The 22,947-nt window shown below is 60.6% G+C and carries 21 protein-coding genes; 8 read left to right on the top strand and 13 right to left on the bottom strand.

Features of this window, described 5'->3' with window-relative positions:
- Positions 1–793: 793 nt before the first annotated feature.
- The 3 genes from HMPREF1531_RS08660 to HMPREF1531_RS08655 all read right to left on the bottom strand — a co-directional run bounded on the left by HMPREF1531_RS08660 (position 794) and on the right by HMPREF1531_RS08655 (position 2,980).
- The gene (locus tag HMPREF1531_RS08660) at positions 794–1,462 is read right to left on the bottom strand and encodes a TMEM175 family protein (RefSeq protein ID WP_016669570.1); all 669 of its coding nucleotides are present in this window, start codon (positions 1,460–1,462) and stop codon (positions 794–796) included.
- Positions 1,456–2,139, bottom strand: coding sequence for an SDR family NAD(P)-dependent oxidoreductase (locus HMPREF1531_RS13335; protein ID WP_016669569.1), 684 nt, complete (start codon positions 2,137–2,139; stop codon positions 1,456–1,458). The genes HMPREF1531_RS08660 and HMPREF1531_RS13335 overlap by 7 nt, the downstream gene beginning before the upstream one ends.
- Before the next feature lie 145 nt (positions 2,140–2,284).
- Positions 2,285–2,980: a sugar-binding domain-containing protein gene (locus HMPREF1531_RS08655; protein ID WP_016669568.1), complete on the bottom strand. Its 696-nt coding sequence runs from the start codon at positions 2,978–2,980 to the stop codon at positions 2,285–2,287.
- Between the two features lie 345 nt (positions 2,981–3,325).
- Here HMPREF1531_RS08655 and galK point away from each other — a divergent pair, with 345 nt between their 5' ends.
- The 6 genes from galK to HMPREF1531_RS08625 all read left to right on the top strand — a co-directional run bounded on the left by galK (position 3,326) and on the right by HMPREF1531_RS08625 (position 12,222).
- The gene (gene galK / locus HMPREF1531_RS08650) at positions 3,326–4,540 is read left to right on the top strand and encodes a galactokinase (protein ID WP_016669567.1); all 1,215 of its coding nucleotides are present in this window, start codon (positions 3,326–3,328) and stop codon (positions 4,538–4,540) included.
- A 78-nt stretch (positions 4,541–4,618) separates the two neighbouring features.
- Complete coding sequence (locus tag HMPREF1531_RS08645) at positions 4,619–5,662, top strand: LacI family DNA-binding transcriptional regulator (RefSeq protein ID WP_016669566.1); 1,044 nt, start codon at positions 4,619–4,621, stop codon at positions 5,660–5,662.
- A gap of 31 nt (positions 5,663–5,693) precedes the next feature.
- On the top strand, positions 5,694–7,076 hold the full coding sequence (locus HMPREF1531_RS08640) for a UTP--glucose-1-phosphate uridylyltransferase (RefSeq protein ID WP_016669565.1): 1,383 nt from the start codon (positions 5,694–5,696) through the stop codon (positions 7,074–7,076).
- 26 nt (positions 7,077–7,102) lie between these two features.
- The gene (locus HMPREF1531_RS08635) at positions 7,103–8,944 is read left to right on the top strand and encodes an HSP90 family protein (protein WP_016669564.1); all 1,842 of its coding nucleotides are present in this window, start codon (positions 7,103–7,105) and stop codon (positions 8,942–8,944) included.
- A complete protein-coding gene (locus HMPREF1531_RS08630; RefSeq protein WP_016669563.1) occupies positions 8,941–11,736 on the top strand; it encodes a hypothetical protein in 2,796 nt (931 codons plus the stop codon). Before HMPREF1531_RS08635 ends, HMPREF1531_RS08630 begins: the two co-directional genes overlap by 4 nt.
- Positions 11,737–11,748: 12 nt before the next feature.
- Complete coding sequence (locus HMPREF1531_RS08625; protein ID WP_016669562.1) at positions 11,749–12,222, top strand: YbjN domain-containing protein; 474 nt, start codon at positions 11,749–11,751, stop codon at positions 12,220–12,222.
- Positions 12,223–12,228: 6 nt separating this feature from the next.
- Here HMPREF1531_RS08625 and HMPREF1531_RS08620 read toward each other — a convergent pair whose 3' ends face one another.
- Complete coding sequence (locus HMPREF1531_RS08620; RefSeq protein WP_016669561.1) at positions 12,229–12,552, bottom strand: CHY zinc finger protein; 324 nt, start codon at positions 12,550–12,552, stop codon at positions 12,229–12,231.
- Positions 12,553–12,650: 98 nt separating this feature from the next.
- Here HMPREF1531_RS08620 and HMPREF1531_RS08615 point away from each other — a divergent pair, with 98 nt between their 5' ends.
- Positions 12,651–13,256, top strand: coding sequence for a class I SAM-dependent methyltransferase (locus HMPREF1531_RS08615; protein WP_016669560.1), 606 nt, complete (start codon positions 12,651–12,653; stop codon positions 13,254–13,256).
- Here the strand turns inward: HMPREF1531_RS08615 and HMPREF1531_RS08610 are convergent.
- From HMPREF1531_RS08610 to HMPREF1531_RS08570, 9 genes are all read right to left on the bottom strand, one after another.
- Positions 13,210–14,625: a DNA polymerase IV gene (locus tag HMPREF1531_RS08610; RefSeq protein WP_016669559.1), complete on the bottom strand. Its 1,416-nt coding sequence runs from the start codon at positions 14,623–14,625 to the stop codon at positions 13,210–13,212. The genes HMPREF1531_RS08615 and HMPREF1531_RS08610 overlap by 47 nt on opposite strands.
- Complete coding sequence (locus tag HMPREF1531_RS08605; RefSeq protein ID WP_016669558.1) at positions 14,625–15,119, bottom strand: dihydrofolate reductase; 495 nt, start codon at positions 15,117–15,119, stop codon at positions 14,625–14,627. The genes HMPREF1531_RS08610 and HMPREF1531_RS08605 overlap by 1 nt, the downstream gene beginning before the upstream one ends.
- Before the next feature lie 8 nt (positions 15,120–15,127).
- Positions 15,128–15,922, bottom strand: coding sequence for a thymidylate synthase (locus HMPREF1531_RS08600; protein WP_016669557.1), 795 nt, complete (start codon positions 15,920–15,922; stop codon positions 15,128–15,130).
- The gene (rdgB, locus tag HMPREF1531_RS08595) at positions 15,919–16,539 is read right to left on the bottom strand and encodes an RdgB/HAM1 family non-canonical purine NTP pyrophosphatase (protein ID WP_016669556.1); all 621 of its coding nucleotides are present in this window, start codon (positions 16,537–16,539) and stop codon (positions 15,919–15,921) included. The genes HMPREF1531_RS08600 and rdgB overlap by 4 nt, the downstream gene beginning before the upstream one ends.
- Entirely contained in the window at positions 16,536–17,258 is a 723-nt protein-coding gene (gene rph, locus HMPREF1531_RS08590; protein ID WP_016669555.1) for a ribonuclease PH, read from the bottom strand. The genes rdgB and rph overlap by 4 nt, the downstream gene beginning before the upstream one ends.
- A 166-nt stretch (positions 17,259–17,424) precedes the next feature.
- A complete protein-coding gene (locus tag HMPREF1531_RS08585) occupies positions 17,425–18,087 on the bottom strand; it encodes a LutC/YkgG family protein (protein WP_016669554.1) in 663 nt (220 codons plus the stop codon).
- Entirely contained in the window at positions 18,084–19,592 is a 1,509-nt protein-coding gene (locus tag HMPREF1531_RS08580; RefSeq protein WP_016669553.1) for a lactate utilization protein B, read from the bottom strand. The genes HMPREF1531_RS08585 and HMPREF1531_RS08580 overlap by 4 nt, the downstream gene beginning before the upstream one ends.
- Positions 19,592–20,377 (bottom strand): (Fe-S)-binding protein, encoded by a 786-nt coding sequence (locus HMPREF1531_RS08575; protein ID WP_016669552.1) that lies wholly within the window; start codon positions 20,375–20,377, stop codon positions 19,592–19,594. The genes HMPREF1531_RS08580 and HMPREF1531_RS08575 overlap by 1 nt, the downstream gene beginning before the upstream one ends.
- Before the next feature lie 21 nt (positions 20,378–20,398).
- Positions 20,399–22,051: an L-lactate permease gene (locus HMPREF1531_RS08570; protein ID WP_016669551.1), complete on the bottom strand. Its 1,653-nt coding sequence runs from the start codon at positions 22,049–22,051 to the stop codon at positions 20,399–20,401.
- 195 nt (positions 22,052–22,246) lie between these two features.
- Between HMPREF1531_RS08570 and HMPREF1531_RS08565 the strand changes: the two genes are divergently transcribed.
- The gene (locus tag HMPREF1531_RS08565) at positions 22,247–22,933 is read left to right on the top strand and encodes a FadR/GntR family transcriptional regulator (RefSeq protein WP_016669550.1); all 687 of its coding nucleotides are present in this window, start codon (positions 22,247–22,249) and stop codon (positions 22,931–22,933) included.
- Positions 22,934–22,947 lie beyond the last annotated feature (14 nt).

Below are 22,947 nucleotides of genomic sequence, written 5' to 3'. Positions count from 1 at the left end.
AGTGACGAGCGCCGTCATGACACTGGTGAGAACACCGTCCTTGCCGAGCAGCTCCCAGGCGATGCAGACACGGTTTCGTTTGCAGCACAGCGCCCCACCGAAGTGCCACACTCACGCCTCGAGCAGGCCCTCGCACCCGAGGAAACCGCATCATCCGCCGCCGACGCCGCCGACGGTACAGCCTAATCCGTCTCGACCGCCATCTGCCGCGCCAGCGCTAACAGGATCCGCGCCACCACCCGGTGATCCACCATCCACCACTTGACGCCGTACCGGCACCAAGCGCACCCGCCGCGTAGAGGGCCATCATGGCTACCTCCTCAGAGAATGAGGACGCCGCCGACCGTTCTTTTGTTGACCTCCAGCAGTGGAGTGAGTGCGTCGCTTCCGGCTGACTGTCTCAGCATCAAGCCCGGGGCTCAAGCTGCGACTATCCCATTGCCGCTGATACCGCTGCTCAGCCCGTTCCGCCTGATGGCCTGCATCAGCTCGCCACTGCTCAAGCTGACTATACTGATTGTGACCACCGTGAGCACCCGACTCCCTCACCACTCCCGTCGGCCCCGCCACCAGCACACTGCCAGCCACTGCCTTACCCGACGGTACTTCACCGCCTCAGCAAATCAGCGACAAGCGGGAGGGTGCATCGGGCTGGCCACGACCACCGCGAGGAGAAAAACCCGCGAACCTGCCCCAACCTGACGACAGAATCAACAACCAGACCGTCAACCAGATCCGCTACAAGATCGAGAGGGTGCTCTCCAACATTAAGACCTGACCTATCCTGAACACTTCAACCTCGGGAAGTTGACATACTATCCATCATGTAAAACATGATAAGACAAATATAGGTACCTATACTTAGCCATACGTTTACAATACCAAGAACGCACGCAAACATATACAAAAATGGACCAAAAGCGAATCGCAAACTCATCCTCTTGACCACAGATTCTGAAATCTCAAATTTCAGGTTACTAGGGTTCCGAATAGCTGAATGCCATAAAGCGTTGAAAAGTAGTCCACCAACCACCATCACGCCGCCATAAAAAACCGCGCCCACACGAGCTTCCGATCCAATCTCCAAGCTGTCAGCGAGAACGGAAGTGGCGAACGGCAAGAAGACAACATCCAATAATAACAAAAGATTAAAAATCAACACTCGTTGATCGACTACACGAAGAATATGAAAAACGGCGTGATGGTTAAGCCACACTTGACCGATAAGCATAAAACTCAACACAAATCCAACATACGTTGGCCATAAAGTGACCAAATCGCCCAATAAGTCCCCATGATAATCGGGAAGCTTAATCTCAAGGCTAAGCAATGTTATGGCGATCGCCATAACCCCGTCACTAAACGCCTCCAGCCTGCCCGTGCCGATCTCCGGAAAACTATTCTTTTCCCCGTCTTCCTTGGCAGCAACACTTTTCGATGACCGCTTAAAAAACATCACCATGCAATCACCTTTCTATCACGGAGAAACCTGCCATTGATGCGCGTCTTATTTCGGCGAGTAGCAAGCCACACAATAGTATCGACGCCCTCTGCAACGCTCCTTGGAGCACTGGCTCCACCCATATCCGTTCGAACCCATCCTGGGCAAACTGCATTTACCTCGACAGAAGCAACAGCGTATTTGGAAGCGACAATCGTTAGCGCGTTCATAGAAGCTTTTGCGATACCATACGCCGCTGGGCCAGGAATATCATTCTCGAATGCCCCTCCACCTGAAGATACGTTAACGATTGCGCCTCGACCTACCGCGTTCATGCGCGGCAAAAATAACGACGTGAGTCGAAACGCCCCCATCAAATGAACATCTATCGACTCCTGTAAGGCTTCAGCACTAAGGCTTTCGAATGGACTCATCTCGTACGTCCCTGCGTTATTCACAAGCACGTCCAACTGCAATCCCACCGCGCTTCCAACTGAAGAAATATCGTCAGGATTTCTCACATCAAGTCTAACCGGAACGACTTCTCCATTGCTCTGGATCTCGCGCGCCGCTTCGTTCCCCAACTCTAAATCACGACAGCCGAGATATACCTGAAATCCTTGTTCAGAGAATTGGCGACACGCCTCTCTGCCAATACCTCGGTTACCTCCAGTGACAAGCACCTTCTTTATCGTCATTTTTTTCCTTGGGACTAATTACCCAACTTTAATTGATCGCCATTTTATGATTATACCTCACCTTACAGATCAGATGCAAGGCCGCAATAAATTCATTGACGCGACCGCTAATGATCGCATCATGCACGCATTCGGCGAGCGGAATCTAAGCGCATGTAAACTCGGTCCTGATCGCGGTGGTCGTGAAGTAGTCGAACAGCACCTTCTCAGGCCGGTCGAGCAAATAGACATCGCGGATGATGCCGCTGGTGCGGAATTTGTCCTGGTCCTCCAGGTAGGTGCCGTCGCACCACTTGAGTACCAGAACGGCCAAGTGGTTACTGCCATTGCGTAGGAAGTCGGTGACATCAAACTCGCTGGTGGCATGCGTTACCTGGCTGTAGCCGATGTAGTGGCCGTTCAGCCACACGTGGAAGCATGAGTCCACGCCGTCGAACAACAGATACGTGCGCGGGAGGTCCACGCGTCCGACATGTTCGAAGTCCAAGGTGTAGGCGGCACAGGGATTATCCCAGGGTACGAAGGGCGGATCGAGCGGTATCGGGTAGCGCACATTCGTGTACTGGTGTACGTCATACCCGTTGTGCTGCCAGGCACCGGGCACGACCGTGGGCTCGAAACCGGGACCACCATCCGCAGCGATGAAAGCATCATCCAAGCCACGAATCGACGTGCCGAACCGCATCCGCCAGGTGCCATTGAGTGACTGCACCCGGTCGGAATCATCCCGGGCGTTGACCACGTCGGTGAGCGGTACGGCTGCCGGTACGTAGTACGAACGAGCTGGCAGCGTGTTCACGTGCAGAACCGCCAAATTCTCGTGGTGGTTGGGAATCAACATCGTTGGTGCTCCTTGATCTGCTCCGGTCAGGACCAACGACGATGAGAGGATGCCACCACGATGCGGCTCATCCGCCGCTCACGGGAGTGAGCCCCTGCAATAACCCTGCTGATCTTCAACGAGAGCAGGATCCGATGACTCACTGGCGATCATCGATTTATGTTTGCGTCATCATTGATCCAATGCATCAACCGTGAGCGATCTTTGCACCATTGTCAAGAGGATGTGTTAAATTTGTGATAGCGCAAACAAGTAGATGCGTGACAGCCCTCGACCCAAGGTGACGGCATCGGGTCACCTTGCGTCCAATGACAGAGCAGCGATAAGAACGGGCGTGGAGCGACGATGAGCAACTGGAAGACGGCATGGAGCAGCGGCAAGGGCGTGACACGGGCCCGAGCCCTCTTCGCGGAGACTTTCGGACACGATGCGCACGGCGTGTGGGCCTCCCCCGGCCGGGTGAACCTTATCGGGGACCATATCGACTACAACGCGGGCCCCTGTTTGCCGATCGCATTGCCGCACAGAACCTACGTGGCGCTCAGCCCACGCAGCGACGAGGTGACGCGCATCATCACTGACATGGATGGGGGTCAGCGGTGGGAGGGCACTCTGGCCGATATCTCACCCGGCGGCGTGGAGGGCTGGGTGGCCTATTGCGCGGGCCCCGCGTGGGCTCTGCGCCGAACCGGTATTCGGCTGAGCGGTTTCGATGCCGCTGTCGTCTCGTGCGTACCGGTCGGGGCCGGGTTGTCCTCCTCGGCAGCTGTGGAATGCGCCATGGCGCTGGCTCTCACCGAAGTCTTCGATCATCCAGTCGGCGAATCAGACAAGACACGCGCCCACCTCGCCGAGTGTTGCGTGGCAGCCGAGAACGAGATCGCGGGTGCTCCCACCGGCGGCCTGGACCAGGCAGCCTCCTTACGCAGTCGCGACGGGCACGCGCTGCTGCTCGACACCTCGGATGGCAGTGTGCGGCACATTGCGCTGCCATTGACGGAGCATCAGCTCTGCGTGCTGGTGATCGATACCCGGGCCTCCCACAGTCTGGGCGACGGCCAGTATGGCGCCCGGCGCAGCAGCTGCGAGCAGGCGGCTACCATCCTCGGCCTGCGAACCCTGCGTGAAGCAGCTGACGCCACCACCACACGAGAGGAACTGGACGCACTGCTGTCATGCCTGCCCGATGATCTGTTGCAACGTCGCGTGCGGCATGTCGTGACAGAGATTTGGCGGGTGTCCGAGTTCACCGCTGCCCTGAAGGCAGGCGACATGAATCGTGTCGGCCGGGTCATGACCGGTTCTCACGCATCCTTGCGCGATGATTTCGAAGTGTCGGTCGCGGAACTCGACACCGCTGTCGAATCGGCATTGCAGGCCGGGGCACTGGGTGCCCGGATGACCGGTGGTGGGTTCGGCGGAAGCATCGTCGCCCTGGTCGACGATGCGAAGATAGATACAGTGGCAGCGAAGGCTATCAAGCAGGCTCGAGCCCGGGGTCTGCCACGACCCCGGATCCATTTGGTCACGGCAGGCGCATCCGGTCGGCGACTTGCTTGACACCCGGTTCACGGTCCATGACCATGACAACCCCCACCGACCCACGTCGGCACACTCCAAGAAGGGAACACAGGTTCCATGACCGAACATCAGACGACTGGATCCCGCCGAGGTGGCAAGGGGTGGGCCCAGCGGGCCACAGCAAAGGATGTTGCGGCACTCGCGGGCGTGTCACCGCAGACCGTCTCCCGAGTCGCCAATGATCTGGACAATGTCCTGCCACAGACCCGCAACCGTGTGCTGGATGCGATGAAACGCCTCGGGTACGCCCCGAACGCCGCCGCCCGCAGCCTGCGTGCGGGGCGTTCCACCACTATCGGACTCGTTGCCCATCACCTAAGCCGAACCGGTGAGGCGAACATCATCGAAGCCGTGTGCACCACCGCCCGTGCTCACGGGTACGACATCGCCTTGGCCAATGCACCCAGCGGATCGGCCGATGACCTGAACCGGACCATGGTTCGCGCACGTCAAGGCGTCGCAGGTCTGGTCGTTCTCGGCTTGGAAACAGCCGAGGTGGGTGATCTGCGCTTCCCGGTGAATCTTCCCCTGGTGATCGCCGATTCCCGACTGCTGTCACTGCCCAGCGTGGGATTCGATCAGGCGGGCGGAGCCAGGCTGGCCGTCGGGCACCTGCTCGACGGGGGTGCGCGAACAGTCACGATGATCGCCGGGCCTGCCACCTCAATCCAATCACAACAACGCGTCACCGGTTGGCGTGAGGCACTGCAATCAGCGGGCCGGGCTACCCCCGAGCCGTTGTGGGGAGACTGGAGCCCGGCATCCGGCTACCGACTCGGCCAAATGATCGCCGATGACTCGCATGTACACGCCGTCTTCGTCGCCAACGACGAGATGGCCTCCGGGGTGCTGCGCGCCCTGCACGAGGCAGGGCGGAACATCCCACGAGACGTGGCCGTCGTCGGTTTTGACGACATCAGCGCCGAATACCTGTGGCCCCCGCTGAGCAGTATCCACCAAGATTTCCGGGCCATCGGCCACGGCTTGGTCAGCACGCTAGTCGAGCAGATCGAACAGCATGCCGACGCCGGAGTCCTCAGCCCCAGCCGATCCACGGTCATCGCACCGAAGCTGGTTGTGCGGGCCAGCAGCACCGCATGATTCCACCCACCACCGCGAAGAAGATTCCATCATGAGTGAACACGGGCGACGACTGGCCCTGACCAAGATGACTGCGGCAGGGATCAGCCCCGCCGCTATACGCGTCTTTGAAAAGCACTGCATTCAACTTGAGCATGGTGTCACCGGCATCATTCGCGAAGCCGACATCGAACCTTTGCTCGACATTCCCCAAATCGACGAACTGAAGATTGATCCGGACCGGGCCCGAGTGGCCATGGACCGGACCGTTATTCTCAAACTCAACGGGGGTCTTGGCACCTCCATGGGCCTGGACAAGGCGAAAAACCTGCTTCCGGCCCGTAACGGCATGACCTTCCTTGATGTCATCGTATCCCAAGTGCTGGCCGCGCGCGCCGCACACGGTGCCCGGCTTCCACTGCTGTTGATGAACTCATTCCGCACCCACGAGGATACCCAGAAGGCACTTGCCGCATACCCAGATCTGCCAGCCGACGATCTGCCGGTCTGCTTCCTACAGAATCGGGAACCCAAGCTTCGGGCCGATGACTTGACTCCTGTCGACTGGCCGGCCGACCCTACGCTCGAGTGGTGCCCACCCGGGCACGGCGATGTCTACGCCGCACTCTACGATTCGGGACTAATTGACCGGCTGCTCGTACACGGCTACGAATATCTTTTCCTAAGTAACGGCGACAACCTCGGTGCTGCGCCGGATGCCCGCATGGCCGGCTGGTTCGCGGCTTCTGGCGCCCCCTACGCTGCCGAGCTCTGCCGCCGCACCGCCAACGACCGCAAAGGCGGGCATCTGGCTACCCGCAAGCTTGATGGCCAACTGGTGCTGCGCGACACCGCTCAAACCGCACCAGAAGAGATGGACTTCTTCACCGACGAGTCTCGTCACCCCTTTTTCCACACCAACAACCTGTGGATTCGCTTATCCAGGCTCAAGGAAGTGATGCGGGCCCGGGACTGTGTCTTGGACCTTCCCCTCATCCGTAACGAGAAGACCGTTGATCCCACCAACCCCACGTCTCCCAAAGTGATCCAACTCGAATCTGCCATGGGAGCCGCAGTCGGGGTATTCCCAGGGGCCACCGCCATCGGCGTGAGCCGCGAACGTTTCGTGCCGGTAAAAACCACCAACGAACTGCTCCTACTACGTTCGGACCTCCACGAACTCGACGACCAGTACCGTCTCGTGGCCAAGGGCCGGACCCCGGCTGTCTGGTTGGACCACCATTTCAAGCTGATCCACGACTTCACCCGCCGCGTCCCGTTCCCGCTTCACCTTCGCCGGGCAACCTCTCTCACTGTCACAGGAGACGTCAGCTTCGGTCAAGCCGTGCACATCCTGGGAGATGTCGACATCACCTCCCAGGGCCCGCTGCACATCTCTGACGGCACTTGGCTGGGAACCCTCAACGATGACTGACGGACCGCCTCGGAGCCATCGATCACGTGCTGAGTGGCGACTTCAACGCAGGCATGCACCAACTGCCGCTACGGTGGGACTGGACTCATCGTTGGAAGGACACCGTGGAGAACTTCAAGGTTGATCTGAGCGGAATCGTCGAACTCTTGTCGACAGCCATCTACTCGACCCCTTCGGTGTATCTGCGTGAACTCATCCAGAACGCTGTGGACGCGGTCACCGCTCGTCAACAGCAGGAACCTGGCTGGGTCTCAGCGGGTATCCGTATCACCCCGGCCGGGGTCCAAGGCCCAACGATGACCATCCGTGACGACGGGGTGGGGCTCACCGTCGAGGAGATCAACGAATTCCTGGCGACCGTCGGATCTTCGACCAAACGCGACGCGCTGGGCATGCGCTCAGCGGGGATGATCGGACGGTTCGGTATCGGCCTGCTCTCCGCGCTGATGGTCTCCCAGCAGATCATCGTGCACACCCGCTCGGTGAAGGGTGGCCCTCCCATCGAATGGATCGGGCGTGGCGACGGCACCTGGTCGATAACCGAACTGACCACCGATCTACCCTTCGGGACGACCGTCATCCTCGAACCACATGCCGACAACGACCACTTGGTGTCCACGGAATCTGTCAACCGTCTGGCACGCCACTACGCGCGTTATCTGCCGGTACCGATCCACATCGCCACTGGCGGAGCGGATGTGACGATCACCGAACCCCCCGCCTTTGCCTCTACCGACCCGATGGTGCTGGAGGCTCACGGCACCGAGGTGCTCGGTACCACCCCTTTCGATGTGGTGCCGATCAATGTGCCACTGACCGGCACCCGGGGAGTGGCCTACATCCTTCCCTATCCGGTGCCGCCTCAGGCACATGCGGCGCACACCATCTACTGTTCTTCGATGCTCGTCTCGCAGCACTGCCGGGTGATCGCCCCCGACTGGGCCTTCTTCGCCCGCATCGAGATCGACTCGACCGGCCTCAACCCGACGGCCTCCCGCGAGGATCTGATCGACGATGAGGTCGCCTCGATCACCCGGGATGCCATCTCGCAGACCTTGCGGGACTGGATCACCACCATGGCTACCAATGATCCGATGCGGCTGCAGGCCTTCGTTGCGATCCACTACTTGGGTCTTAAATCGTTGGCAATTCACGATGAGACGATCGCCCCGGTGATCGTCGGGCTGTTGCCGATGGAGACTTCACGAGGCATGCGTTCCATCCAGGAGATCTTGGAACACTCCTCACACATCGCCTATGTGCCCACCACTGACCAGTTCCGTCAGATCAACGCCCTCACCCATCGCACCATCGTCAACGCCACCTACACCTGGGATTCCCAGCTACTCCAGCGCCTGCCTGAACTGATGCCCGGAACCACTGTCCAGGAGATCTCGGTCAACGACGTACTGGAGGCCCTCGACCCGGTGAGTGGCCCGGATTCGGTGCGGGCTGACGACTTGGCGAACCGGGCGAACCAGGTATTGGCCGAGTGGGACGCCCGTTCCTCAGTGCGGTTGGCCTCCAACCCGGACATGCCTTCCTTCCTGCTCACCGACCCCGACATGCTGCGTCGCTCGGAACGTCGCAAAGCCCAAGGGTCGGGCAGATGGTCGGACATTTTGGGTGCCTTGGAACAGACAGAGACCCACGGCACTCCCACAGCGGTCACCCTGCTCAACTGGGCGAATCCCCTGGTGCGCCAGATCTCCGAGATCAGCGATCAGGTCGTCTTCGCTCGTTCCATCCGTCTGCTGCACTTGCAGGCAATCCTGGTCAGCGGGCGACCGCTGACCAGTGAGGAATCCCGAGGGCTGACTGATACCCTGACCGATCTGATGATCTTAGGTATCACGGAGCAACGATGAGTTCCCACATCCGGCAACTCGTCATCGACTCTGACCGTGTGCCATGGGGAGAACAATGCGCATCAATGCTCGGCGAGGCAATCACTCTGGCCGATGCCGCGGGGGAACGCCAGTGGGCCTATGCCGCACGAATGCGCCTGGCTCAGAACGCCTTGATGACCGGTGACCAGGAACTACTGTTGTCTACCTTCGCCATCTGCGAACAATGTCACCATGACGACCCGGTAACCTTCCCCGCCGATCCAGCCGTCATGGGAGCTGCGGGTGAGGGATACGGCTATGCCGATCTGTACTGGTTGTGGAAATCGATTCCCGGAATCCTGGAATGCAGCCTGGCTTTCACACGCAGCGCGATTGAGCAGGTGCTCTCGACCATGGAGGCCAGCTACGATCGCGCAGGGCTCGGAAAACGCGGCGTCCATCAGCGACTGCTCAGTTTGGCCATAATGCGTCATGACAGAGCCGGGATGGCTAAACAGCAGGCTATCCTCGCCGAACTTCCCGAAGACCAGTATTCGGACTGCCCCGCCTGTTCCACGGCCCAGATGATCGACTGCAGCCTGCTCACTGGCGATCACACCACCGCCTTGGAGCTATTGGACCAGATGATTGCTGAAGGGCAGCGCTGTGCCGAGGAGCCGGCCACCATCCTGTCCAAATGCCTTGACCTGCTCGCCACTCCACAAAACCACCACCGTCTGGGCCCGGCCATTGAGCAGATCAGCACCAACCCGATGATCAGGGAGACATCCCCAGGGGCGATCGCCCGGCTGGCGGTCTTTCTCACTAGATGCGGCCATCATCGGCGTGGACTGGCCCTGCTGCGCCAGGTGCTCGGGCTGGCTGAACGCAATCCCACCAACAACTATGCCCAGGAGATCCTTTGTGCTGCCCTGGCCAGGGTGTGTTCCGGCGCACGCTTGGAGATGGGCGGCGAGCTTCTGCCGGAAACCACCAACCCAGTGCTCTCCGTGTTGCTGTCCAGCCCTCCGAGCGGGCACACAGTCGAGACGGTGATCGTCCGGGCAGCCACCGCTGCCCGCCAACTCGCCGAGCGTTTCGACGAGCGAACCATCGAGGTTGAACTGGATCTGCCAGTCGATCCGAGTACGGCCTTCGCCGAGGATGCCGCGTCCTCGGCCACCTTGTTCCGACTCGACGATGCGCCGGTCGCCGAACCCCCGGATGCAGCAGCCGCGATCAGCGCCATAGCTGCGCTGCTGAAGCTGGGGCGGGGATCACGAGCACTGGGATTGGCCTCCAGTTGGCTGTCCCGGGTAACAGATCCTCGCGAGAAGCTGGCGATCCGTTACCTGTTAGCCCGGGCCCAGGCCGCCACTGGAAACCGCCGGGAAGCGACTTGCGTCATGCAGGAGGTCATCGGATCCTTTCAGACCTTCGGGTACAACACGCTCGCCGAGGCCGCTGCTCCCATCCGTCATCTCCTGTGTGGAAAGGCCCCCGACCAGCAGCCGAAGATCATGTGGGCTGACGTCTGCGATCTCGGCCGAAGCCACGGCCCTGTCGTCGCAGGGTTCATTCTGATGCACGATGAGTGGGTGGTACCCGTCTCGGAACACCGGCTCGCCTTCGAATGGCTCACCGCAGCCGTCAACGAACTGCCGCTGACGGTGTGGCGGGAAACAGCATTGAACTCACGAATGACCTTAACCATTCGCGCCATCAATGCATCCCTGCCGCTCACCGGAATGGTCCTGGAATCCATACCGCCGGATCTGGACTCCTGCCACACCCGGTCGACCTACGAGACAATGCTGAGCTTGCTCTCCTCTCTTGCCCAAGACCACCACGCTGCCTATGCGCATGCGCTGGCTGCGCTACAAGCAGCTTCACTGTGGGCATCAGCCCCATTCCGGGCGGTCATGGCCAGCAGGCTCGCCAAAACGGCCGTCGCCGCCGGACATGATTCCGAGGTGCTGGCGACAGTCAATCATCTAGTTGCCCTGCGTGAGCAGATGGATCCGACCGGTCGTACCCGGGTAACCATCGAATGCATCACCCATTTGTTGGATGTCGGCTACACCCGTCGAGCACACATACTGGCCATCGACTTAGCGAAGGAGGCCGACGGGGCCGAGGAGATACATCCCGCGATAGTCGCCGCCGTTCACAAGGCCTTGGCCGAGACCCTGATCGCCGATCGTCATGCCCTGAAGGCGGCGTCTGCCGAGTTACTCATCGCTGCGGAGTTCTACGAGAAAGGCGGGGAATACCTGTATGCCCTACACTCCGGTGCCGATGCGGCCGAGTTGAGACTGCAGGTCGGCGATGTCATCACGGCCGGCAAGCTCGCCGACCGGGTAATTGAGGAGGGGCCACGATTCGGTGCGAGCTGGCACCTACTCTTCACCGCAAGGAAAACACTTGCCGAGGCGGCAGCGCGGACCACCGGTTCATTACAACCGCAGCAGGTGGCCGCAGCCATGAGCGACGCCGTCCTGTTCTGCTCGGCAGCCCCGGACTGGATGACCGCACGCGCGAGTCACGCTGAGATCCTGCTCATCTGGATGCGGTGGCAGCGACGGCAAGGAAACCACCAGGAAGCGGCCCGGTTGGCGGAGGAAGGAGTGCAGGTCTGCCCAGATCCCGACGGTAGGACCGGACGCACCCTGCGCTTCCACCTCGCCCGCCTCCTATTGCACATTGATCGCACCGTCCACGCATCCCGCATCCGCAGCATCCTGACCGACCTCGTCGAACTACCTGCCACCGACGAGGACATGCGAGCAGACTGTCTCAACCTGCTCGACCAGCTGTCAAAAGCAAAATGAACAGGAGAAATGATGGGATTGTTCAGCGACATCACCTCCGGGAGCACTCCCGAGCCATTCACCGGGAACAGGTGGCCGCGGGTACTCACCAGCATGGACATCAACTTCTCCACCGACTCCGATGGAGATCACCTCGCCGAGTGGGATGACATGCGAGTGTGGTTCGAGGGGTGCGGCTCACGAGGCGAAATCATGGTCATGCGTGCGGTCTGGGAGCTTCTCCCACCCCACGAGGCCTTCGACGCGATCCTGCATCACCTCAATGACTGGAATGCCAACACTTTCTGGCCACGTGCCTTCGTCCACCGACTCGAGAAGCACCTGGTCGTCATCGCTGACCACAACATCAACATGGAGACCGGCATCGACGATGAGTTCCTGCGCCAGCAGGTGACATGCATGCTCGCAGCCACCAGCCGGTTGTTCGAGCAACTGGCCGAGGCCTTCCCGGAATCGAAGCGGTGGATGAACGCCACCAGCCGATGACCCAGGTCAGCCCTTCGGTTGAAAATACTTGTGGGCATGAAGCAAGCATCTGGGATTGAAAGCGTGCCCACATGAGGGACAGCAGGAGGCTGCGACGTAGGTAGCATGATCCATGATCAGCCCGCAGACTCCGCACATCACCGCAGGGACCCCCTCACCAACCCGGCCGAAGGGGTGACCCGCAAGTTCGGCATGACACTCGTGGCAGGCCCAAAACTCCCCGCAGAGGGTACACCGATTGGCCACTACATCCAGTTCCGTATGGTAATGGGCGCAGCGTCCCTCGGCATCCACGTCGATACCGCGGATCTGCTCGCGTCCCACCGGCATCACACGCTCCTCCTCACCTGGTGGGACGGACTGCGATGTCCCGCCGGATCCCATCATGAACCATGGGGGACAATGGAACAGAACATTGAAGGAGAACAATGCCAGAACCCAGCAAATGGCAACGCATCATCGAGCAAAATCCTCAGCACTCGGCGTGGTACGCCGACCGCTTCCGCCAGATGGAGGCCCGGGGCGACGATATCCACGGCGAGGCCCGATTCGTCGATGCGATGGCACCGCGTGGCGCGCGCATCCTCGATGCCGGTTGTGGGCCAGGCAGGCTGGGACCGTGTCTGGTCGCCATGGGGCACGAGGTCGTCGGAGTCGATGTCGATCCGCACCTGATTGAGGTGGCCAACAACGAACGCCCGGGCCCCACCTACCTGGTGGGTGACCTCGCCACCCTGGATCTCCCGTCGGCTGGCATCGCCGAAGGATTCGACGTGATCATGTGCGCAGGGCACGTCATGACCTTCCTGGCTGCTTCCACCCGCATTGAGGTGCTGTCCCGCTTCGCAAAGCACCTTCGCGACCGAGGACGCATCGCCGTAGGTCTGGGGGCAGGACGAGGCTACGAGTTCGCCGACTTTTTCAACGATGTTCAGCAGGCTGACCTGGTGGTCGACCAGAACCTGTCAACCTGGGATCTGCATCCGTTCACCCCGGATTCAGACCATCTGGTGTCGATCCTGAGGAAACGATGAATTGGTCCTCGTTGACGAACTCTGCCTGTTGGGCTGACCGGGTCACGGCCAGCATCAATGGGGCAGCTACGTGCAGCGCTGGGTCGTCGGCGCGCAGGGAACGAACCGGGCCGACCCCAGTGTGCCGAGTCTCGAATCGTACCGTGACAATCCCGTGCCCCGCACCCCACACCCAGCCGCGGCCATGGTCATCATGGGAGACATCCATCCCCGGCACCCAACTGGCCTCGTTACCGTGACGTCGTCTCATTACCGGGGCTGCCTGGGTGATGATCGGTATCTCGTCGGACCCGGCATCCGGCTCCCAGAACAATTCCTCCTGGGCAGAATCGGTGAGATTGGAGACCCCGACCCCTACGAGGCGCACCCCGTCGGCGACCTGTACCTCGCGCAATAGATCGATGGCTACCTGCCCGATACGTTCCGGGTTGTCGGTTGCCCCGTTCAGGGTCCGCGAACGAGACCATGTACTGAAATCCGCGTGTCGCACCTTGATGCCGATGGTTCGGGCGAACAGACCCTTGCGGGTCAAGCGTTCGGCGACGGCCCGGGCATCGCGCGCCAAAATCGCGGCGAGTTCCGCGCGATCGGTGATGTCAACAGCGAAGGTATCCTCCATGGAGATGGACTTGACCTCACGGACATGTTGCACGAGCCGGTCGTCACGGGCGAAGGCAAGCTCGTGCAGGCCCTCACCCATCACCCGACCGAATTCCCGAACGAGTTCATTGACCGAAAGCTTCTGCAATTGGGAGACGGTCTCCACGCCCAGTCTGGCAAGTCGTTCGGTGGTAGCAGGTCCCACGCCCGGGATCACCGAAACCTTTAGTGGGGTAATCATTGCCAATTCCTCGCTGGGACGTAGCACCAATGCACCGTCGGGTTTGGCTGCCTCGGAGGCCAGCTTCGAGATGAGCTTGGAGGAACCGACCCCAACCGATGCGGTCAGCCCCTCGGTAAGTTGGCACAATTCGTTTCTCAGCCACGCCACGGCCTCGCCCAGGGCAATCGGGTCGTCAACTGGCCAAGCCGATGCAGTGAGATCGACATAGGCCTCATCCAGGCTGAGGGGCTCCACCAGAGGGCTGATGGTTCGCAACAGGCCCATGACGACATTGCTGGATTCCCGGTAGGCATCAAAACGCCCGGCAAGATAGGCCGCATGCGGAGCGCGCCGACGAGCAATAGCAGTTGACAAAGCAGAATGCACCCCATATCGACGTGCCTCGTAGGATGCGGTGGCTACCACTCCCCGACCACCGATTCCACCCACGATGACAGGCTTGCCCCGCAGCGATGGTTTATCTCGTTGCTCGACCGAGGCGAAGAAGGCATCCAGGTCGAGATGCAGAACCGTTCGGCCAGGCATCAGCGCCGACGGTAGCGGACGAAGCTGAACTCTTTGCGCGGTTGTTCCCGGGAGATCTCCCGCCAAATTCTCGGATCGATGACCGGGAACAGCACCGATCCCTCGGCATCGGCGTGCACCTGAGTGATGTCTAGCTCGTCGACCAGATCCATCGTGGTCGCGTAAACCTGGCCTCCTCCCACGACATGAGCTACCTCCTGGTCGAGTTCACCGGCCAGCTCGATGGCCTCCTTGATTCCGGGAACCGCTCGGCCACGAAGGTTTCCTTGGGCATCAGGAGGAAAATCTACCGATGCTGGATCGTGGGTGATGACGATGGAGAAACGTCCCGGCAACAAGCCCATGGACTGGTGGGTACGTCGCCCCATGATGAGCGGATGCCCCATGGTGAGGGCTTTGAAGCGTTTCCAGTCCTCGGCGAATTTGAAGGGCTGATCGGTACCATCACCGATCACCCGATTGGCGGCCACCACCGCGATTGACACCAGACGCATGGGGGCTCCTAGACCGCCACCGGGGCCTTGATGGCCGGTGCCGGATCGTAGTCCACAACCTTGATGTCGTCGAGAGTGAAACAATCGATGCTTGCTACATCGGGATTCAACCACAACTTGGGAAGTACGCGTGGAGTGCGAGAGAGCTGCTCGGCCACCTGGCCGATGTGGTTGTCGTAGATGTGGGCATCGCCGAAGGTATGCACGAATTCCCCGACCTCCAACCCGCTCACTTGGGCGATCATGTGCACCAGCGCCGAATAGGAGGCGATATTGAAGGGCACTCCGAGGAACAGATCGGCGGAGCGCTGGTAGAGCTGGCAGCTGAGTCTGCCATTGGCTACGTAAAACTGGAACATGATGTGACACGGGGGAAGAGCCATATCCTCAACCTCAGCGACGTTCCATGCCGAGACCACATGGCGACGGGAGTCGGGATTATCGCGAATCGAAGAGACCACCTTGGCGATCTGATCAATAGCCTCGCCATCAGGGGTGGGCCAGGAACGCCATTGGCGGCCGTAGAGCGGACCAAGATCGCCGTTCTTGTCGGCCCATTCATCCCAGATGTGTATGTCGTGGTCGTGCAGCCAGGAAATATTCGTCGAACCGCTCAGGAACCAGATGAGCTCACCGAACACCCCACGGGTGAAGATCTTCTTGGTGGTGACCAGCGGGAATCCCTGGGACAGGTCAAAACGCATTTGACGGCCGAAGACCGAACGGGTTCCCGTGCCGGTACGGTCGGATTTGTGAGTACCGTTGGCCATCACATCAGCTAGCAGGTCGAGGTACTGCTTCATGCCTCACCTCCGATGACCGATGCCAGGGTGCCGATGATGGCTCGTACCGCCTTGCCCCGATGGGAAATCGTGTCCTTGGCCTCGGGGGTCATCTGTGCGGTGGTGAGATCTGCCTCGCCGTCGTCGGGGACAAAGATCGGGTCATAACCGAACCCCCCCTCACCACGCGGGGCTCCCGTGATACGTCCAGGCATCTCGCCGCGACTGGTGAACTCCCGGCCGTCGGGGGTGACCAGCGCCATCGCCGCCACGAAACGGGCAGTCCGGTGGGGGTCACGCACATCGGAGATCTGGGCCAGCAGCAGGTCGAGGTTAGCCAAGTCATCATGCTGTGGCCCTGCCCACCGTGCAGAACGGACACCGGGCATCTGGTTGAGCGCATCGACGCAGATCCCAGAATCATCGGCGAGAGCTACCAACCCGGTGTGCTGGGCGGCAGCGCGCGCCTTGATGAGCGCATTGCCCTCGAAGGTCCACTCGGTCTCGGCCGGTTCCGGGAAGGTGGCGACATCTCCCAGACCGAGCACCTCGATATCCAAGCCTTCCTCAACGACGATGCGCCGTAGTTCGGCGAGTTTCTTGGCGTTGTTAGTGGCCAGCACCACACTGGTAGTCACGCGAGGACCTCACTCTGCAACCGGGTCAGCTCGGCGCACCCATACTGACCAAGATCCAGCAGTTCGTTAAGCAGGCCACGATCGAAGGGGGTGCCCTCCGCGGTGCCCTGGATCTCGACGAACCGCCCGGTTCCGTCGCAGACGATGTTCATGTCGGTGTCTGCCGTGGAATCCTCCGCGTAGCACAGATCAAGCATTGGGGTTCCTCCAACAATGCCGACCGACACCGCGGCCACCGATCCGATGAGCGGCTCGCCTGCCAGCAGATCACGTTCCCGCAACCAGGACACGGCATCGCTCAGGGCGACGTGGGCCCCGGTGATAGACGCTGTACGAGTGCCACCATCGGCTTGGAGTACGTCGCAGTCGATGACGATGGTGTTCTCCCCCAGTGCCTTGTGGTCGATGACTGCACGCAACGAGCGGCCGATCAACCGGGAGATTTCATGGGTGCGCCCACCGATCTTCCCGCGCCGTGATTCCCGATCGCTGCGGGTATTGGTGGACCGGGGCAGCATCTCGTACTCGCTGGTCACCCAGCCCAGCCCGGAGCCCTTACGCCAGCGCGGTACTCCCTCGCTCACCGACGCCGCCACGAGTACCCTCGTCTTCCCGAACTCGACGAGAACCGAACCCTCCGCATGGTCGAGCCAGCCGCGGGTAAATCTCACCTCACGCAGTTCGTCGGGACCCCGACCATCAACACGCAGATCACTCACACCAATAAACCTAATCACTCACGCCGACAAACATATCGAGCCGCACCGTGATCTATTGGAGCAGACTCCCGGTGGACCATACTCCCAGCCACTCCATCACCTCGCAACGCATCGGATCCCTGGCCCATATGGGCCAGGGATCCGACAAATCGCGGTGAAACCGGCATCACTCCTGGACGATGACGTACAGGTTGCGCGGGCCGTGCACACCCTCAACACGGCTTAGCTCAATGTCGGAAGTCGCCGACGGCCCAGAAATCCACGTCAACGGGAGGCCGTCCTCCTTGACTGAGGGCCCGAGCTTGGTGACCACCTCGGGGACAGAGGAGTACACCTGATCGGCACGAATCACACAGATCAACGAGTCAGGAACCAGCGACAATGCGCGACGACCCTGATCCGGACGGTGGTCTAGGACGATGGTCCCGGTCTCCGCAGACCCGGCGGCTGCGGCAGAGACCACCGCATCGACCTCGTTCAACTCCAGTGCGCTCAGCTGCTGACCCGGCGTGTCGATGTAGAGCTTGGCCCCGGCCCCCTCGATCGCCTCGCGCCACTTCTCGTCGACGCCATCACCGATAACCACCGACTTCACCTCAAGGGCTTTCAGACCTTTGGCGATCTCAGCGGGAACATCTGCGACGGGGCACTTGATAACCGTCGCCTTGTAGTCGATGACCCTCTCGATGAAGGTCTCGATCACGTCACCGACATCGACCTGCTGGCCATATTTCCAGTCGACCGGGGAATCCTCGGCCACTGCCACATTGCCGGGTACGTCACGCAATGCGCTGCGCACCCGAGCGAGAATCTCGTCCTTGGCGTTCATGCCAGCTCTCCTCGGTTCTTCTTCCACCAGGTGCGGAAGCTCTGCTCGGGCATCATCGGAACATCACGGGCATCGGTCCACCGCGACAGCGGGTAGGGCATCGGGCCAAACTTCTTGACTTTGAATCCCTTGCCGAGGATCAGGTCGACCAGAGCGGTTCCCTTGCCTGCCCATGCCAAGTGTTTGCCGTCGGCCATCACCCAAGATGCGATAGACATCAGCTGCGGCTCCGCGGTGTGCGGAATGTGCGGCGGATCAGACTTCTTCGCCTCGACCACCTTGTGACGCATGTGCACCAACAGGTCGGTGATCGGGATACGCACCGGGCAGACCTCGTTGCAGGCGCCGCACAACGACGACGCGAAGGGCAGCGAGCGGTCCACATCGGAGGCCAGACCGCGCAACTGCGGGGTCAAGATGGCACCAATCGGGCCGGAGTACACCGAGCCGTAGGCGTGACCGCCAACGCGCTCGTAGACCGGGCAGATGTTCAGGCAGGCCGAGCAACGAATGCAGCGCAGCGCAGCCCGGCCGATGGGGTCAGACAGCACGTTGGTGCGACCGTTATCGACGAGCACCACGTGCACGGCCTGTGGGCCGTCGTCCTTGGAGACACCGGTCCATATCGAGGTGTAGGGGTTCATCCTCTCGCCGGTAGAGGAACGCGGCAGCAGTTGCAGGAAGACCTCAAGATCCTGGAAGGTCGGGACGATCTTCTCGATCCCGACCACCGAGATCAGAGTCTGGGGCAGCGTCAGGCACATGCGACCGTTACCCTCGGACTCCACAACCACCAGCGAACCAGTCTCAGCGACCAAGAAGTTGGCACCCGAAGTAGAGGTTTTCGCCCGCAAGAACTTCTCGCGCAGGTGGCGGCGAGCCGCACCGGCCAGGTTCACCGGGGTATCGTCGAGGCCGTCGGGCGGCGGGGTGCCGTAACGGCCCATCTCGCGCAGGAAGATCTCGCGGACCTCGGCACGGTTGCGGTGCAGGGCCGGGACCACGATGTGCGAGGGACGGTCGTGACCGAGCTGGACGATGAGTTCCGCGAGGTCGGTTTCCCAGGCAGCGATGCGCGCGGCCTCAAGGGCCTCGTTCATGTCAATTTCCTGGGTGACCATCGACTTGACCTTGACGACCTCCTTCTCCCCGGTCTGCTCGACCAAGTCGATGACGATCCGGTTGGCCTCCTCGGCGTCGCGTGCCCAGTGGACGATGCCACCGGCCTCAGTGAAGTTCTTCTCGAACTCCAGCAGGTATTCGTCCAGGTGGCGGCCGACGCGGTTCTTGATTTGCTCACCTGCGGTGCGCAGAGCCTGCCAGTCGGCGACCTCACCGACCACGCGCGCCCGCTTGTTGCGGATGGTGGTGGTCGCGTGTTTCAGGTTCGCCCGCTGCTGGGTATTAGTCAGCGAGGTGCGAGCGGACACCTGGAATCTGGGCGAATCGACAAGCTCACCTGGCGGCGGTGCCGGAGTGAGACGTTCGAGTTCTGTGCTGGTCATCATTCATCTCCTTCGGTCTGGGCCAAGATCTCGGCCAAGTGAATCGGCTTGATACCGGCCTTGGTCCGATTGAGAACGCCCGAGATGTTCAACAGACAGAGGTTGTCGCCTGCACACAAGTATTCAGCCCTGGTGGAGGCCACGTTGCGCGCCTTGTCGCCAGCCATCGACACCGATACGTCCGGGTTCTTCAGAGAGAAGGTGCCACCCATGCCGCAGCAGGTAGTGGCGTCCGGAAGATCGATGAGATCAATGCCGCGTACTGCGCGCAGCAGTTGCTGCGGCTTGTCACCCACGTGGGCGATGCGGATGGAGTGGCACGACGGGTGGAAAGTGACCCGGTGCGGGAAGTAGGCCCCAACATCGGTAGTGCCCAGAACATCGACGAGGAACTCAGAAATGTCGTAGGTGCGAGAGGTAACCGCAGCCACACGGTCACCGATCCGATCACCAGCATCCCGGCGAGCCAGCATCTCGTGTTGGTGACGTACCGAGCCGACGCAGGACCCGGACGGACCAACGATGTAGTCGTAGGACTCGAAGGCCTTCAGGAAGTTCTTCACCGAACCCATGGCCTCGTCGTAGTAGCCGGTGTTGGTGAAGATCTGGCCACAGCAGGTCTGTGCCTTGGGGAACACGACCTTGCAGCCCATCCGCTCAAGCAGCTTGACAGTGGCGATCGGAGTCTCGGGGAACATCACATCGTTCGCGCAGGTCGGGAAGATCGCAACGGTCATCCCCGCTCCGGGCTTGGCCACGGGGGCCGAGACAGCGGTTGTTGTCATGGAATTCTCCTTTGTCGAGGATCAGGCGGGCAGCAGCCAGCCGAGGACCGAGGTAGATTCGAGACCGACGATGATGCACAAGATCACCAGCAGGCCGATAGACCAAGGCAACGACTTGCGCAGCATGTCGGATTCCTTGCCTTCCACGGCCGTGGCCGCAATGGCGAGGGTCTGGGGGCTGATCATCTTGCCGACGGCACCGCCGACGGTGGAGGCACCGACCAACAGGCTGGGATCGACACCGATCTGCGAGGCAGCAGTCTGCTGCAGCGACGCGAACAGCGCCGTCGCAGAGGTGCCGGAGCCGGTGACCGCAGTACCAATCCAGCCGAGGATCGGACACAGGAAGGCGAAGACCGCGCCTGCACCGGCGATCCAGTAACCGATGGTGAGGGTTTGTCCAGAGAAGTTCATCACATAGGCCAGACCAAGCACCGAACCGATGGTCACGAAGGTCCACCGCAACTTGTAAACCTGGGTGCTGAAAACCTTCCAGACTTGAGCCGGTTTCATGCCGTAGCAAATGCTCAGTAGGATCGCAGTGAGCAGCAGCAGGGTACCCGGGGATGACAACCACGTGAAGGTGTATAACGCCGAAGAGGTCGCCTTACCCTCGGCAGTGAGCACCAAGTTGGTATCACCGCTCCACAAGCCCGGCCAGTGGATCTTGATATTGGTGGCGGCGAGAGCCTTCTTCACTACGGGGATCATCTGGGTAACCGCGAAGACCACGATGACCAAGATGTAGGGAAACAGTGCCCAGGCAACGGACTTGAAGGTTACCGGAACGTCTTCGTTGTCCTTGGCTGTTGCGGCAGCCTCTTTGCCGGTCATCCGAGCAATCGCCTCGGTTACTCCCTTCGGCTGCCAGAAACGCAGCATCAGCACGCCGAAAGCCAGCGAGACCAGAGCGGCAACCATATTGGTCAGCTCGGTGGAGATGTAGGCGGCCGACACCCAGGTCGCGATGGAGTAGGTGATACCGACGACGAGCGCCAGCGGCCAGAGTTCCTTCACGCCCTTGGCCCCATCCATGATGATGAGCAGCAGGATAGGCACGACCCACGCCATGACCGCGGTCTGACGGGTGATGTACATGCCAAGTTCCTGTGCCGGGATGGAGGTGATTGCCGCGCCGGTGATCACCGGGGTGGCAATGGCCCCGAAGGGCACCGCGAAAGTGTTGCCGACGAGAACCGTGAGTGCAGCCTTCATCGGCTTCAACCCGATGGCCACAAGCATCACACCAACGATGGCCACCGGCGCACCGAAGCCCGCGAGGGCCTCAAGAAGAGCACAGAAGCTGAAGGCGATGAGGATACCGAGTGCCCGCGGATCGTTGGAGATCACGTTGAAGGCACGCATCAGGTCAGCGTGGTGACCAGATGCCACGGTCAGTTCAAAGAGGAAGATCGCACAGAGCACGATCCAAGTAATCGGGAAGATGCCGAAAGCGGCACCTTCGGTAAACGATGCGACCGTCATGCCGACCGGCATCTTGAAAGCGAGAACTGCGATGACCATCGCCACAGCCGCACCCAGCAAGCAGGACCAGTGAGCCTTCATCTTCGCCACGCCGAGGGCAACGAAGACGACAATCAGCGGCAACATGGCCAGCAGCGCGGAGATCAGCAGGCTGCCTCCCACTGGGGCCGTATCAGGTTTGAACTCCATCGAAACTCCATCGTTTCGCATCGGGCGGTTTACCGTCTTATTCCAGACTGTGGTCGGACCACAGTCAACAAAGGCTAGCCTTTCCTAGAAGTCTCAACGCAGCACTTGCAGACGCGCGAGTCTATTGTCAGCAATCATCGTGGCGTGCATGTGCATGTTCCGTGGCACTCGGTTCGGATGGAAGGATCGACGCCAATGAAGGCTTACCAACTGGTGCAACAACACATTGAGGAACAGATCCTAGAAGGCATGTTGACCAGCGGAGCGCTGCTGCCTCCCGAGAGGGAGCTCGCGGCAGCGCTGGGGGTATCACGCACCGCCGTACGTGAGGCCTTGCGTACCTTGGAGGCACAGGGGCTGGTCACCTCCAATGTCGGCGCAGGTCCGGAATCGGGCACCCGGATCTCCGCCCACTACTCCCCCTCAGTTGCCAAAACCCTACAACTCCATGTCGCGCTGGCTCATTTCCCGATCGACGACGTCGTCGAGACCCGGATCATCCTTGAGAAAGAGAGTGTACGGCTTGCCTGCGAGAAGGCCGACGAAGCGGATCTTTCGGAGATCCGGCACATGCTCACCCAGATGGATGAGCCGGACTTGAGTCTCGAACGCTTCAACCAGTTGGACGCAGCCTTCCACGTCCGTATCGCCGAGGTCTCGGGCAACAGCCTGTCGGCGGTACTCACCTCCTCGGTCCGCTACGCCCTATCGCTGCCCATCAAGAAAGCGTCAGAGCAGATACCAGAATATTCGCAATTGAGGAGTAGCTTAATTCAGCAACATCACGGAATATTCGATGCAATCGCTGCCAAGAACACTGCTCTTGCTGTTGAATTAGTGGAGAACCACATCCGTACCGCGTACGCGATCCTCCCGATGTGAAATTCGCACTGGCG

The organism is Propionibacterium sp. oral taxon 192 str. F0372 (assembly GCF_000413315.1).
GTDB lineage: Bacteria > Actinomycetota > Actinomycetes > Propionibacteriales > Propionibacteriaceae > Brooklawnia.
Note: the sequence above shows the minus strand (reverse complement) of the source record. Positions and strands in the feature narration are given on the sequence as shown.

Bases quoted from the DNA above. Each gene is read 5' to 3' on its own strand.
- HMPREF1531_RS08645 (WP_016669566.1), top strand. From the start codon at position 4,619: ATGACCGAACATCAGACGACTGGATCCCGCCGAGGTGGCAAGGGGTGG.
- HMPREF1531_RS08640 (WP_016669565.1), top strand. From the start codon at position 5,694: ATGAGTGAACACGGGCGACGACTGGCCCTGACCAAGATGACTGCGGCA.
- HMPREF1531_RS08570 (WP_016669551.1), bottom strand. From the start codon at position 22,051: ATGGAGTTCAAACCTGATACGGCCCCAGTGGGAGGCAGCCTGCTGATC.
- HMPREF1531_RS08585 (WP_016669554.1), bottom strand. From the start codon at position 18,087: ATGAACGCCAAGGACGAGATTCTCGCTCGGGTGCGCAGCGCATTGCGT.
- HMPREF1531_RS08630 (WP_016669563.1), top strand. From the start codon at position 8,941: ATGAGTTCCCACATCCGGCAACTCGTCATCGACTCTGACCGTGTGCCA.
- HMPREF1531_RS08600 (WP_016669557.1), bottom strand. From the start codon at position 15,922: ATGAAGCAGTACCTCGACCTGCTAGCTGATGTGATGGCCAACGGTACT.
- HMPREF1531_RS08625 (WP_016669562.1), top strand. From the start codon at position 11,749: ATGGGATTGTTCAGCGACATCACCTCCGGGAGCACTCCCGAGCCATTC.
- HMPREF1531_RS08655 (WP_016669568.1), bottom strand. From the start codon at position 2,980: ATGTTGATTCCCAACCACCACGAGAATTTGGCGGTTCTGCACGTGAAC.
- HMPREF1531_RS08580 (WP_016669553.1), bottom strand. From the start codon at position 19,592: ATGACCAGCACAGAACTCGAACGTCTCACTCCGGCACCGCCGCCAGGT.
- HMPREF1531_RS08575 (WP_016669552.1), bottom strand. From the start codon at position 20,377: ATGACAACAACCGCTGTCTCGGCCCCCGTGGCCAAGCCCGGAGCGGGG.
- HMPREF1531_RS08605 (WP_016669558.1), bottom strand. From the start codon at position 15,119: ATGCGTCTGGTGTCAATCGCGGTGGTGGCCGCCAATCGGGTGATCGGT.
- HMPREF1531_RS08620 (WP_016669561.1), bottom strand. From the start codon at position 12,552: ATGCCGGTGGGACGCGAGCAGATCCGCGGTATCGACGTGGATGCCGAG.
- HMPREF1531_RS08565 (WP_016669550.1), top strand. From the start codon at position 22,247: ATGAAGGCTTACCAACTGGTGCAACAACACATTGAGGAACAGATCCTA.
- galK (WP_016669567.1), top strand. From the start codon at position 3,326: ATGAGCAACTGGAAGACGGCATGGAGCAGCGGCAAGGGCGTGACACGG.
- HMPREF1531_RS08660 (WP_016669570.1), bottom strand. From the start codon at position 1,462: ATGGTGATGTTTTTTAAGCGGTCATCGAAAAGTGTTGCTGCCAAGGAA.
- HMPREF1531_RS13335 (WP_016669569.1), bottom strand. From the start codon at position 2,139: ATGACGATAAAGAAGGTGCTTGTCACTGGAGGTAACCGAGGTATTGGC.
- HMPREF1531_RS08615 (WP_016669560.1), top strand. From the start codon at position 12,651: ATGCCAGAACCCAGCAAATGGCAACGCATCATCGAGCAAAATCCTCAG.
- HMPREF1531_RS08610 (WP_016669559.1), bottom strand. From the start codon at position 14,625: ATGCCTGGCCGAACGGTTCTGCATCTCGACCTGGATGCCTTCTTCGCC.